General features: G+C 64.8%; 9 protein-coding genes and 1 tRNA gene. All 10 read left to right on the forward strand.

Going from position 1 to position 13,685, the window contains the following annotated elements:
* On the forward strand, positions 1 to 1,152 hold a 1,152-nt coding region (tuf, locus tag VES41_RS09025; protein ID WP_324815780.1), incomplete at its 5' end, for an elongation factor Tu.
* Between the two features lie 12 nt (positions 1,153 to 1,164).
* A tRNA-Trp gene (locus tag VES41_RS09030) sits at positions 1,165 to 1,240 on the forward strand.
* Positions 1,241 to 1,351: 111 nt separating this feature from the next.
* Positions 1,352 to 1,735 (forward strand): preprotein translocase subunit SecE, encoded by a 384-nt coding sequence (gene secE / locus VES41_RS09035; protein WP_324815782.1) that lies wholly within the window; start codon positions 1,352 to 1,354, stop codon positions 1,733 to 1,735.
* Positions 1,736 to 2,320 (forward strand): transcription termination/antitermination protein NusG, encoded by a 585-nt coding sequence (gene nusG / locus VES41_RS09040; RefSeq protein WP_324815784.1) that lies wholly within the window; start codon positions 1,736 to 1,738, stop codon positions 2,318 to 2,320.
* Positions 2,321 to 2,451: 131 nt separating this feature from the next.
* Entirely contained in the window at positions 2,452 to 2,883 is a 432-nt protein-coding gene (gene rplK / locus VES41_RS09045) for a 50S ribosomal protein L11 (protein WP_324815787.1), read from the forward strand.
* A 3-nt stretch (positions 2,884 to 2,886) separates the two neighbouring features.
* Positions 2,887 to 3,588, forward strand: a complete 702-nt coding sequence (gene rplA / locus VES41_RS09050; RefSeq protein ID WP_324815789.1) for a 50S ribosomal protein L1 — start codon at positions 2,887 to 2,889, stop codon at positions 3,586 to 3,588.
* Between the two features lie 258 nt (positions 3,589 to 3,846).
* Complete coding sequence (rplJ, locus tag VES41_RS09055; protein WP_324815791.1) at positions 3,847 to 4,383, forward strand: 50S ribosomal protein L10; 537 nt, start codon at positions 3,847 to 3,849, stop codon at positions 4,381 to 4,383.
* 51 nt (positions 4,384 to 4,434) lie between these two features.
* Positions 4,435 to 4,809 (forward strand): 50S ribosomal protein L7/L12, encoded by a 375-nt coding sequence (gene rplL / locus VES41_RS09060; protein ID WP_324815794.1) that lies wholly within the window; start codon positions 4,435 to 4,437, stop codon positions 4,807 to 4,809.
* A gap of 340 nt (positions 4,810 to 5,149) precedes the next feature.
* A complete protein-coding gene (rpoB, locus tag VES41_RS09065) occupies positions 5,150 to 9,274 on the forward strand; it encodes a DNA-directed RNA polymerase subunit beta (protein ID WP_324815797.1) in 4,125 nt (1,374 codons plus the stop codon).
* Positions 9,275 to 9,351: 77 nt separating this feature from the next.
* On the forward strand, positions 9,352 to 13,608 hold the full coding sequence (gene rpoC / locus VES41_RS09070; protein WP_324815799.1) for a DNA-directed RNA polymerase subunit beta': 4,257 nt from the start codon (positions 9,352 to 9,354) through the stop codon (positions 13,606 to 13,608).
* Positions 13,609 to 13,685 lie beyond the last annotated feature (77 nt).

Raw genomic sequence — 13,685 nt, forward strand, 5'->3', positions numbered from 1 at the left:
AACGTGGGCACGATCGGTCACGTTGACCACGGCAAGACCACGCTGACGGCGGCGATCGCGACGGTGCTGTCGTCCAAGTTCGGCGGCATGGCCAAGAAGTACGACGAGATCGACGCTGCGCCCGAAGAAAAGGCGCGCGGCATCACGATCAACACCGCCCACGTCGAATACGAGACGGCCAACCGCCACTACGCTCACGTGGACTGCCCGGGCCACGCCGACTACGTCAAGAACATGATCACCGGCGCTGCCCAGATGGACGGCGCCATCCTGGTGTGCTCGGCCGCTGACGGCCCGATGCCCCAGACGCGCGAGCACATCCTGCTGGCCCGCCAGGTGGGTGTGGGCTACATCATCGTGTTCCTGAACAAGTGCGACATGGTCGACGACGCCGAGCTGCTCGAGCTGGTCGAAATGGAAGTTCGCGAGCTGCTGGACAAGTACGAGTTCCCTGGCGACGACACCCCGATCATCCACGGTTCGGCCAAGCTGGCGCTCGAAGGCGACAAGGGCAAGCTGGGCGAGGAAGCCATCATGAAGCTGGCCGATGCGCTGGACAGCTACATCCCCACGCCTGACCGCGCGGTGGACGGCACGTTCCTGATGCCCGTCGAAGACGTGTTCTCGATCTCCGGCCGTGGCACGGTGGTGACCGGTGCCGTCGAGCGCGGCGTGATCAAGGTCGGCGAAGAAATCGAGATCGTTGGCCTGAAGCCGACGCAAAAGACGACCTGCACGGGCGTGGAAATGTTCCGCAAGCTGCTGGACCAGGGCCAGGCGGGCGACAACGTGGGTGTGCTGCTGCGCGGCACCAAGCGCGAAGACGTCGAGCGCGGCCAGGTGCTGTGCAAGCCCGGTTCGATCAAGCCGCACACGCACTTCACCGCCGAGGTGTACGTGCTGAGCAAGGACGAAGGTGGCCGTCACACGCCGTTCTTCAACAACTACCGTCCGCAGTTCTATTTCCGCACGACCGACGTCACCGGCTCGATCGAGCTGCCCAAGGACAAGGAAATGGTCATGCCTGGCGACAACGTGTCGATCACCGTCAAGCTGATTGCCCCGATCGCCATGGAAGAAGGCCTGCGCTTCGCCATCCGCGAAGGCGGCCGTACCGTCGGCTCGGGCGTGGTTGCCAAGATCATCGACTGATCGAGAGATCGTAGGGGTATAGCTCAATTGGCAGAGCGTCGGTCTCCAAAACCGAAGGTTGTAGGTTCGATTCCTACTGCCCCTGCCACCTGATGCCGGTGGCCCCGCAAAACGAGCCCGTCACGCGTGACGGGCTTGCGCGTCTTGTCAAAGGCGCAATGCATAGCTGGCCGAGAGGCCTTTGGAATATTTGCCCAAGATGGCCACATCTCAAATAGAAACCGTCACCACGACGGCCGACAAGGCCAAGCTGGCCGCGGCCGTGGTGTTGGCGGTCGGCGCCATCGTGGCGTTCTACCTGCTGACGCGCCAGGGTTCCCTGGCGCAGTGGGCTGCGCTGCTGGTCGGCCTGGCTGCGGCGGTGGGCGCGTTCGGTTCGTCCGAGCATGGCCGCCAGCTGTGGGCTTTCGGCCGCGACGCCTGGCGCGAGGTCAAGAAGGTCGTGTGGCCGTCCCGCAAGGAGGCCATGCAGATGACGGCGTACGTGTTCGGCTTCGTGCTGATCATGTCCATCTTCCTCTGGCTCACCGACAAGACCTTGGAGTGGGTGTTCTTCGACCTCATCCTGGGCTGGAGAAAGTAAATGACCGACGACGTCGATAGCCCCGAGCCGATCCTGGCGCCGCCCGCCAACCCGGACCTTCGCTGGTACGTGGTCCATGCCTATTCGGGCATGGAGAAGGCGGTGGAGCGCAACATCATCGAGCGCATCAATCGCGCCGGCATGCAGGACAAGTTCGGCCGCATCCTGGTCCCCACGGAAGAAGTGGTGGAAATCAAGAACGGCCAGAAGCGCACCACCGAGCGTCGCTTCTTCCCGGGCTACGTCCTGGTCGAGATGATCATGGACGACGAGTCCTGGCACCTGGTCAAGCACACCAACAAGGTGACCGGCTTCGTCGGCGGCGCCAAGAACCGTCCGGCGCCGATTTCGCAGAAGGAAGTCGAGGACATCGTCAGCCAGATGCAGCAGGGCACCGAGAAGCCGCGCCACAAGGTCGAGTTCACCGTGGGTGAGTTCGTGCGCGTCAAGGAAGGCCCGTTCACCGACTTCAACGGCACCGTCGAGGAAGTCAACTACGAAAAGAGCAAGGTGCGTGTGTCGGTCATGATCTTCGGCCGTGCCACGCCCGTGGAGCTGGAGTTCGCGCAGGTCGAGAAGACCTGAGCAACCCACGTCCCGTTCATCGGGGCCGGCGCGCATTCTGGCTCGGCGCGCGGGCCCGTCATCCCGAGAGCCTCAACCCCGGGGAGCCGTGGCGAGTCCACGGCGCTATCACCCGCAAGGAGTACTAAAGCATGGCGAAGAAAATCGTCGGCTTCATCAAGCTGCAAGTGCCAGCTGGTAAGGCCAACCCGTCGCCGCCGATCGGCCCGGCACTGGGTCAGCGCGGTCTGAACATCATGGAGTTCTGCAAGGCGTTCAACGCCCAGACCCAGGGCGTCGAGCCCGGTCTGCCGCTGCCGGTGGTCATCACCGCGTTCGCGGACAAGAGCTTCACCTTCATCATCAAGACGCCCCCGGCGATCACCCTCATCAAGAAGGCGATCAAGCTGGACAAGGGCTCGGCCAAGCCGCACACCGACAAGGTCGGCAAGATCACCCGGGCGCAGCTCGAGGACATCGCCAAGGCCAAGATGAAGGACCTGACGGCTGCCGACCTGGACGCCGCCGTTCGCACCATCGCCGGCTCTGCCCGCTCGATGGGCGTGACCGTGGAAGGGGTGTAAGACATGGCCAAGATCACCAAGAAGCAAAAGGCCCTCGAGGGCAAGGTCGACAGCAACAAGCTGTACGCCCTGACCGATGCCCTGGGCATCGTCAAGGAAGCCGCCACGGCCAAGTTCGATGAGTCCATCGACGTCGCCGTGCAGCTGGGCATCGACGCCAAGAAGTCCGACCAGGTGGTGCGTGGCGCCGTCGTGATGCCCAACGGCACCGGCAAGACCAAGCGCGTGGCGGTGTTCGCACAAGGCGCCAAGGCCGAGGAAGCCAAGGCTGCCGGCGCCGACATCGTGGGCATGGACGACCTGGCCGCCATGGTCAAGGCCGGTGACATGCCTTTCGACGTCGTGATCGCCGCACCTGACGCGATGCGCGTGGTCGGTACGCTCGGCCAGATCCTGGGCCCGCGCGGCCTGATGCCGAACCCGAAGGTCGGCACCGTGACGCCCGACGTCGCCACGGCCGTGAAGAACGCCAAGGCCGGTCAGGTGCAGTTCCGCGTCGACAAGGCGGGGATCATCCACGGCACCATCGGCCGTCGCTCGTTCGACACCGACAAGCTGCAGGGCAACCTGGTGGCGCTGATCGAGGCGCTGAACAAGGCCAAGCCGGCCTCGAGCAAGGGTGTCTACCTGCGCAAGGTGGCTGTGTCGTCGACCATGGGCGTGGGCGTTCGCGTCGACACCCAGTCGATCTCGCAACAGGGCTGATGCAAGAAATGCACCGCAACGCTTCCAACAGGAGCGGTGCGGTGATGTGGTGGGCCGTCGCGGCAAGCAACGCGCGACGGGCCATCCAAGACCGCTGGCGTGCACCCTTCCGGGACGCACTTAATCGCCGCAAGGCAGCCAGCGCAGATGGCGATCCCACTGCAAGGAACGGTTTTATCGGATCCGAACAGTTGGTCGCTGCATGAAGCGCACTTCGAAGCCCTCCGGGGCGACGCGGTGCATTGAAAGGAGTAGACCTTGAGTCTGAATCGCAGTGAGAAGGAAGCGGTCATCGCAGAAGTGACCGGCCTCGCCGCTAAAGCTCAAACGCTCGTGATGGCGGAATACCGTGGCATCACGGTGGCCGACATGACCCGTCTGCGTGTGCAAGCCCGTGAAAAGGGTGTGAGCCTGAGTGTTCTGAAGAACACCCTGGCCCGCCGTGCGGTGGCTGGCAGCGCGTTCGAGGTCGTCGGCGACCAGATGACCGGCCCGCTGATCTATGGCTTCTCCGAGGATGCCGTGGCTGCCGCGAAGGTGGTGGCCGATTTCGCGAAGACCAACGACAAGCTGGTCATCCGCGGCGGTGTTTTCGGTGGCAAGGCCCTGGATGTCGACGGCGTGAAGCAACTGGCCAACATCCCTTCGAAGGAAGTGCTGCTGGCCCAGCTGCTGGGCTTGATGCAATCCCCGATCTCGCGCACGGCCCGTGTTCTGGCCGCGCTTGCCGAGAAGCGTGGTGGTGGCGAAGTCGCACCGGAAGCAGATGCACCGGCAGAGGCAGCGGCGGCCTGATCGGCCAAGCCTTGCTTTCTAGAAATTCAACCCAATTGTTAGGAAACCCAAATGGCATTCGATAAAGACGCATTTCTGACCGCGCTGGACAGCATGACGGTCCTGGAACTCAACGACCTGGTCAAGGCCATCGAAGAGAAGTTCGGCGTGAGCGCCGCTGCAATGGCCGCTCCGGCCGCTGGTGGCGGTGCCGCCGCTCCGGCCGCCGAAGAGAAGACCGAGTTCAACGTCATGCTGATGGAAGCTGGCTCGAACAAGGTCGGCGCCATCAAGGCCGTGCGCGAAATCACGGGCCTGGGCCTGAAGGAAGCCAAGGACCTGGTGGAAGCCGCTCCGAAGGCCGTCAAGGAAGGCCTGTCGAAGGCTGACGCCGAGGCCGCCAAGAAGAAGCTGGAAGACGCCGGCGCCAAGGTCGAACTCAAGTAAATCGGTCTGGAGCTACTGCGCGACGCGATCTCGGCACCCCGGTGCTCGCCGTACGAAAGTACGGCTGCGCTCCTCCTGCCGACCTCGCGCCGCTCGCCACGCTCCATCCTCGATTTACCCAGGCTGGTTTCAACGCCAGCCTTTTGCGCTTTCAGAGCGCACTCAAAAATCGCCTCGCGGCAGACGGTTTTTGAGTGTCTTCTGACCCCGACTGCAGAAGACCCCTTGGTTCGGGTGGCGTGCAACGCGCCATCGTCCGCCATCGGCTGGTAGTGGCCAGCCGCCAAGCGGCGCGCAAGCGCTGAGACAAGTCGCGCAAGATCTCATGTCCGGAGCTCTCATGGCCCAATCGTCCACGTACAGTTATACCGAACGCAAGCGCATCCGAAAAAGTTTCGGCAGCCGCGACAGTGTTGTCGAGATCCCCTACCTGCTGCAGATGCAAAAGGACGCCTACACCGCGTTCCTGCAAGCTGGGGTTCCGCCGCAGAAGCGTTCGCTCGACGGGCTGCAAGCCGCGTTCAACTCCGCCTTCCCCATCGTCTCCCACAACGGTTTCGTGGAGATGAAGTTCCTCGAGTACAACCTGGCCAAGCCGGCCTTCGATGTGCGCGAGTGCCAGACCCGTGGCCTGACCTTCTCCTCGGCCGTCCGCGCCAAGGTGCAGCTGATCATCTATGACCGCGAGTCCTCGACGTCGCAGTCCAAGGTGGTCAAGGAAGTCAAGGAGCAAGAGGTCTACATGGGCGAAGTGCCGCTCATGACCGACAAGGGTTCCTTCATCATCAACGGCACCGAGCGTGTCATCGTCTCGCAGCTGCACCGTTCGCCTGGCGTGTTCTTCGAGCACGACAAGGGCAAGACGCACAGCTCGGGCAAGCTGCTGTTCTCGGCGCGGGTGATCCCCTACCGCGGCTCCTGGCTGGACTTCGAGTTCGACCCGAAGGACATGCTGTACTTCCGCGTCGACCGTCGCCGCAAGATGCCGGTGACGATCCTGCTCAAGGCGATCGGCCTGACGCCGGAGACCATCCTGGCGAACTTCTTCGTCAACGACAACTTCCGCCTGATGGACAGCGGCGCGCAGATGGAGCTCGTCTCCGATCGCCTGCGCGGCGAAGTCGCGCGATTCGACATCACCGACAAGTCGGGCAAGGTCGTCGTCGCCAAGGACAAGCGCGTGACCGCGCGCCACACCCGCGAACTGGAGCAGTCCGGCACCACGCACATCAGCGTGCCCGAAGACTTCCTGGTCGGTCGCGTCCTGGCCCGCAACATCGTCGACCCCGATTCGGGCGAGATCCTTGCCAAGGCCAATGACGAGCTGACCGAGGCGCTGCTCAAGAAGCTGCGCGCCGCCGGCGTGCTGGACATCCAGTGCATCTACACCAACGAGCTCGACCAGGGCCCGTACATCTCGCAGACGCTGCGCATCGACGAGACGGTCGACGAGTTCGCCGCCCGTGTCGCGATCTACCGCATGATGCGCCCCGGCGAGCCGCCGACCGAGGACGCGGTGCAGGCCCTGTTCCAGCGCCTGTTCTACAACCCGGACACGTACGACCTGTCGCGCGTGGGCCGCATGAAGTTCAACGCCCGTGTCGGTCGCGACGAGCCGACCGGCCCGATGGTGCTGACCAACGACGACATCCTGGCCGTCGTGAAGATCCTGGTCGACCTGCGCAACGGCAACGGCGAGGTGGATGACATCGATCACCTGGGCAATCGCCGCGTGCGCTGCGTCGGCGAGTTGGCCGAGAACCAGTACCGCACCGGCCTGGCTCGCATCGAGAAGGCCGTCAAGGAGCGCCTGGGCCAGGCCGAGCAAGAGCCGCTCATGCCGCATGACCTGATCAACAGCAAGCCGATTTCGGCGGCACTGAAGGAATTCTTCGGCGCTTCGCAGCTGTCCCAGTTCATGGACCAGACCAACCCGCTGTCGGAAATCACGCACAAGCGGCGCGTCTCGGCCCTCGGCCCGGGCGGCCTGACGCGCGAGCGCGCCGGCTTCGAAGTGCGCGACGTGCACGTGACGCACTACGGCCGCGTCTGCCCGATCGAGACGCCGGAAGGTCCGAACATCGGCCTGATCAATTCGCTGGCCCTGTATGCCCGCCTGAACGAGTTCGGCTTCATCGAGACGCCGTACCGCCGCGTGGCCGACGGCAAGGTGACCCACGACATCGACTACCTGTCCGCCATCGAGGAAGGCAAGTACGTCATCGCCCAGGCCAATGCGGCCCTGGACGGCGAAGGCCGCCTGACCGGCGACCTGGTGTCGGCGCGCGAGAAGGGCGAATCCATCCTGGTCAGCGCCGAGCGCATCCAGTACATGGACGTGTCGCCGGCGCAGATCGTGTCGGTGGCCGCGTCGCTGGTGCCGTTCCTCGAGCACGATGACGCCAACCGCGCACTGATGGGCGCCAACATGCAGCGCCAGGCGGTGCCGGTGCTGCGTCCCGAGAAGCCGCTGGTCGGCACCGGCATCGAGCGCGTCTCGGCCGTCGACTCTGGCACGGTGGTCACGGCCACCCGTGGCGGCGTGGTCGACTACGTCGACGCGACGCGCATCGTGGTGCGCGTGAACGACGCCGAGGCTCAGGCCGGCGAAGTGGGTGTGGACATCTACAACCTGATCAAGTATCAGCGTTCGAACCAGAACACCAACATCCACCAGCGTCCGATCGTCAAGCGCGGCGACAAGATCGCCAAGGGCGACGTGGTGGCCGACGGCGCCTCGACCGACCTGGGCGAGCTGGCGCTGGGCCAGAACATGCTGATCGCGTTCATGCCCTGGAACGGCTACAACTTCGAGGACTCGATCCTGATCAGCGAGCGCGTGGTTGCCGACGACCGCTACACCTCGATCCACATCGAGGAACTGGTGGTGATGGCCCGCGACACCAAGCTGGGCGCCGAGGAAATCACCCGCGACATCCCGAACCTGGCCGAGCAGCAGCTCAACCGCCTGGACGAATCCGGGATCATCTACGTCGGCGCCGAAGTGCAGCCGGGCGACGTGCTGGTGGGCAAGGTCACGCCGAAGGGCGAGACCACCCTGACGCCGGAAGAGAAGCTGCTGCGCGCCATCTTCGGCGAGAAGGCGTCCGACGTGAAGGACACCTCGCTGCGCGTGGACCAGGGCAGCTCCGGCACGGTCATCGACGTGCAGGTGTTCACCCGCGAGGGCATCCAGCGCGACAAGCGCGCCCAGCAGATCATCGACGACGAGCTCAAGCGCTTCCGCCTTGACCTGAACGACCAGCTGCGCATCGTCGAGGCCGACGCGTTCGACCGTATCGAGAAGCTGCTGGTGGGCAAGGCTGCCAACGGCGGGCCGAACAAGCTGGCCAAGGGCACGAAGCTGGACAAGGCCTACCTGGCCTCGATCGAGAAGTTCCACTGGTTCGACATCCGCCCGGCCGATGACGACATCGCCATGCAGCTGGAGTCGATCAAGAACTCGCTCGAGCAGACGCGCCACAGCTTCGACCTCGCCTTCGAGGAAAAGCGCAAGAAGCTCACGCAGGGCGACGAGCTGCCCGCGGGCGTGCTCAAGATGGTCAAGGTGTACCTGGCCGTCAAGCGCCGCCTGCAACCGGGTGACAAGATGGCCGGCCGCCACGGCAACAAGGGCGTGGTGTCCAAGATCGTTCCGGTCGAGGACATGCCCCACATGGCCGACGGCACGCCGTGCGACATCTGCCTGAATCCGCTGGGCGTGCCCTCCCGGATGAACGTGGGCCAGGTGCTGGAAGTCCACCTGGGCTGGGCTGCCAAGGGCATCGGCCACCGCATCGGCGACATGCTGCAGCGCGAGTCGCAGGTGGCCGAACTGCGCAAGTTCTTCGACGAGCTCTACAACAAGTCGGGGCGCAAGGAAGAGCTGGCCCAGTTCAGCGACACCGAGGTGGTCGAGATGGCGCGCAACCTCGCCACCGGCGTTCCGTTCGCGACGCCGGTGTTCGACGGTGCCTCCGAAGAGGAAATCCGCGCCATGCTCAAGCTGGCGTACCCGGACGACCTGGCCGCGCTCAAGGGCCTGACCGATACGCGTACCCAGGCCCACCTGTTCGACGGCCGCACCGGCGAGCAGTTCGAGCGTCCGGTGACCGTCGGCTACATGCACTTCCTGAAGCTGCACCACCTTGTCGACGACAAGATGCACGCGCGCTCGACCGGCCCGTACTCGCTGGTCACGCAGCAACCGCTGGGCGGCAAGGCCCAGTTCGGTGGCCAGCGCTTCGGTGAAATGGAAGTGTGGGCGCTGGAGGCCTACGGCGCGTCCTACGTGCTGCAGGAGATGCTGACGGTGAAGTCAGACGACGTTCAGGGTCGTACCAAGGTGTACGAGAACATCGTCAAGGGCGAGCACGCGATCGAGGCCGGCATGCCGGAGTCGTTCAACGTGCTGGTCAAGGAAATCCGTTCGCTGGGTCTCGACATCGAGCTGGAGCGCTCCTAAGGGCTTTGCGGGCCGGGCCGCGAATTGCAAGGCAGTTCGTGCTCCGGCCCCAACCGATCAGAAAAGGATAGAGTCAAATGAAATCGCTACTCGACCTGTTCAAGCAGTTCACCCCGGATGAGCATTTCGATGCCATCAAGATCGGCCTGGCTTCGCCCGAGAAGATCCGCTCGTGGTCCTTCGGCGAGGTGAAGAAGCCCGAGACCATCAACTACCGTACCTTCAAGCCCGAGCGCGACGGCCTGTTCTGCGCCAAGATCTTCGGGCCCATCAAGGACTACGAGTGCCTGTGCGGCAAGTACAAGCGCCTGAAGCACCGCGGCGTGATCTGCGAGAAGTGCGGCGTCGAAGTGACCCAGACCAAGGTGCGCCGCGAGCGCATGGGCCACATCGACCTGGCCGCCCCGTGCGCGCACATCTGGTTCCTCAAGAGCCTGCCGTCGCGCCTGGGCCTCGTGCTCGACATGACGCTGCGCGACATCGAGCGCGTGCTCTACTTCGAAGCCTACGTGGTGACCGACCCCGGCATGACCCCGCTGAAGAAGTTCGGCATCATGAGCGAGGACGACTACGACAACAAGCGCAAGGAATACGGCGATGAGTTCATCGCCAAGATGGGCGCCGAGGGCATCAAGGACCTGCTGCAGGGCATCGAGCTCGACATCGAGATCGAGCGGCTGCGCGGCGACCTGACCGGCTCCGAAGTCAAGGTCAAGAAGAACTCCAAGCGCCTGAAGGTGCTCGAGGCCTTCCGCAAGTCGGGCATCAAGCCGGAGTGGATGGTGCTGGACGTGCTGCCCGTGCTGCCGCCGGACCTGCGTCCGCTGGTGCCGCTCGACGGCGGCCGGTTCGCGACCTCCGACCTGAACGACCTGTACCGCCGCGTCATCAACCGCAACTCGCGCCTGCGCCGCCTGCTGGAACTCAAGGCTCCGGAGATCATCGCTCGCAACGAGAAGCGGATGCTGCAGGAGGCTGTCGACAGCCTGCTGGACAACGGCCGCCGCGGCAAGGCCATGACCGGCGCCAACAAGCGCGCGCTCAAGTCCCTGGCCGACATGATCAAGGGCAAGAGCGGCCGCTTCCGCCAGAACCTGCTGGGCAAGCGCGTCGACTATTCGGGCCGTTCGGTCATCGTGGTGGGCCCGACGCTCAAGCTGCACCAGTGCGGCCTGCCCAAGCTGATGGCGCTCGAGCTGTTCAAGCCCTTCATCTTCTCGCGCCTGGAGGCGATGGGTATCGCCACCACCATCAAGGCGGCGAAGAAGGAAGTCGAATCCGGCACGCCGGTGGTCTGGGACATCCTCGAGGAAGTGATCAAGGAACACCCGGTCCTGCTCAACCGCGCGCCGACGCTGCACCGCCTGGGCATCCAGGCGTTCGAGCCGATCCTGATCGAAGGCAAGGCGATCCAGCTGCACCCGCTGGTGTGCGCGGCGTTCAACGCCGACTTCGACGGCGACCAGATGGCCGTCCACGTGCCGCTGTCGGTGGAAGCCCAGATGGAGGCGCGCACGCTGATGCTCGCGTCCAACAACGTGCTGTTCCCGGCCTCGGGCGAACCGTCCATCGTGCCGTCGCAGGACGTGGTGCTGGGCCTGTACTACACCACCCGCGACCGTATCAACGGCAAGGGCGAGGGCCTGATGTTCTCCGACATCGGCGAAGTGCAGCGCGCCCTGGACGCCGGCGTGGTCGACCTGACCACCAAGGTGGCCGTGCGCATCACCGAGTGGAACAAGAACAAGGAGACGGGCGAGTTCGTCCCATCGACTTCGCTGGTCGACACCACCGTCGGCCGCGCACTCCTGTCCGAGATCCTGCCCAAGGGGCTGGCCTTCTCGAACATCAACAAGGCGCTCAAGAAGAAGGAAATCTCCAAGCTCATCAACGCCTCGTTCCGCAAGTGCGGCCTGAAGGAAACGGTGGTCTTCGCGGACAAGCTGCTGCAGAACGGCTTCCGCTTGGCGACCAAGGCCGGCATCTCGATCGCCATCGACGACATGCTGGTGCCTTCCGAGAAGCACGACATCATCGAGACGGCTTCGAAGGAAGTGAAGGAGATCGAGCAGCAGTACGTCTCGGGCCTGGTGACCGCCGGCGAGCGCTACAACAAGGTCGTCGACATCTGGGGCAAGGCGGGCGACGCCGTGTCCAAGGTGATGATGTCCAAGCTGTCGAAGCAGAAGGTGATCGACCGCAACGGCAAGGAAGTGGACCAGGAGTCGTTCAACTCCATCTACATGATGGCCGACTCCGGTGCCCGCGGCTCGGCCGCCCAGATCCGCCAGGTGGCCGGCATGCGCGGCCTGATGGCGAAGCCGGACGGCTCCATCATCGAGACGCCCATCACGGCCAACTTCCGTGAAGGCCTGAACGTGCTGGAGTACTTCATCTCCACCCACGGCGCCCGCAAGGGCCTGGCCGACACGGCACTGAAGACCGCGAACTCGGGCTACCTGACCCGCCGCCTGGTCGACGTGACGCAGGATCTGGTCGTGACCGAGCAGGATTGCGGAACCAGCAACGGCTCGACGATGCGCGCCATCGTCGAGGGCGGCGAGGTGATCGAGTCGCTGCGCGACCGTATCCTGGGCCGCAGCGCCGCTGACGACGTGCCGCATCCCGAGACCCGCGCCGTGCTGGTCAAGGCCGGCGACATGTTCGACGAGGACAACATCGAAGAGCTGGAGAACGCCGGCGTCGACGAGGTGCGCGTGCGCACCGCGCTGACCTGCGAGACCCGCTTCGGCATCTGCGCCAAGTGCTATGGCCGCGACCTCGGCCGCGGCGGCCTGATCAACATCGGCGAAGCGGTCGGCGTGATCGCTGCCCAGTCGATCGGCGAACCGGGCACGCAGCTGACGATGCGTACCTTCCACATCGGTGGCGCCGCTTCGCGTGCCGCCATCGCCTCGAGCGTGGAAGCCAAGAGCAACGGCGTGATCGGCTTCAACGCCACCATGCGCTACGTGACCAACTCCAAGGGCGAGCTGGTGGTGATCGCGCGCTCCGGCGAAGTGATCATCCACGACGAGCACGGCCGCGAGCGCGAGCGTCACAAGGTGCCCTACGGCGCGATCCTGTCGGTCAAGGCCGACCAGCAGATCAAGGCCGGCCTGATCCTGGCCACCTGGGATCCGCTGACCCGCCCGATCATCACGGAGTTCGCCGGTTCGGTGAAGTTCGAGAACGTCGAGGAAGGTCTCACCGTCGCCAAGCAGGTGGACGAGGTCACGGGCCTGTCCACGCTGGTGGTGATCGATCCCAAGCGCCGCGGCGCCGCCAAGGTGGTGCGTCCGCAGGTCAAGCTGGTCGACGCCTCGGGCGGCGAGGTGAAGATCCCCGGCACCGACCACTCGGTGACCATCGGCTTCCCGATCGGCGCCCTGATCCAGGTGCGTGACGGCCAGGACGTGGGCCCCGGCGAAGTGCTGGCCCGCATCCCAGTCGAAGGCCAGAAGACGCGCGACATCACCGGCGGTCTGCCGCGTGTGGCCGAGCTCTTCGAAGCCCGTTCGCCCAAGGACAAGGGCCTGCTGGCCGAAATGACCGGCACCGTGTCGTTCGGCAAGGAGACCAAGGGCAAGATCCGCCTGCAGATCACCGACCCCGAAGGCAAGGTCTGGGAAGACCTCGTGCCCAAGGAAAAGAACATCCTGGTGCACGAAGGCCAGGTGGTGAACAAGGGCGAAGTGGTGGTGGACGGCCCGGCCGACCCGCAGGACATCCTGCGCCTGCTGGGCTCGGAAGAGCTGGCGCGCTACATCGTCGACGAAGTGCAGGACGTGTACCGCCTGCAGGGCGTGAAGATCAACGACAAGCACATCGAGGTGATCGTTCGCCAGATGCTGCGCCGCGTCGTGGTCGAGAGCGCGGGCGATTCGAACTACATCGTGGGCGAACAGGTCGAGCGTTCGGAGATGTTCAACACCAACGACGCACTGCGCTCGGCTGGCAAGATCCCCGCGACGTACACCAACCTGCTGCTGGGCATCACCAAGGCCTCGCTGTCCACCGACAGCTTCATCAGCGCCGCGTCCTTCCAGGAGACCACGCGCGTGCTGACCGAAGCCGCCATCATGGGCAAGCGCGACGAGCTGCGCGGCCTGAAGGAAAACGTCATCGTCGGCCGCCTGATTCCGGCGGGCACCGGCATGGCGTACCACCAGGCACGCAAGGCCAAGGATGCGATGGACGAGGCCGAGCGCCGCGCCATCGCCGAGTCCGAGGCGGCCGAGCTGGATGCGGCGCTCGCCGCGACCGCCGAGGCCGAGGCCGACGCCGGTGGCGCCACCGCGGCTGCTGCCAGCGAAGGCACTGCGACCGAGTAAGGACGACGCGGCCCAGCGCCTTCGCGCGCCATGACCGTATGACCTGCCTTCCGGCTGGCCCGCAACGCCTCTCTGCC

The organism is Variovorax sp., from assembly GCF_035634955.1.
Lineage (GTDB): Bacteria > Pseudomonadota > Gammaproteobacteria > Burkholderiales > Burkholderiaceae_C > Variovorax.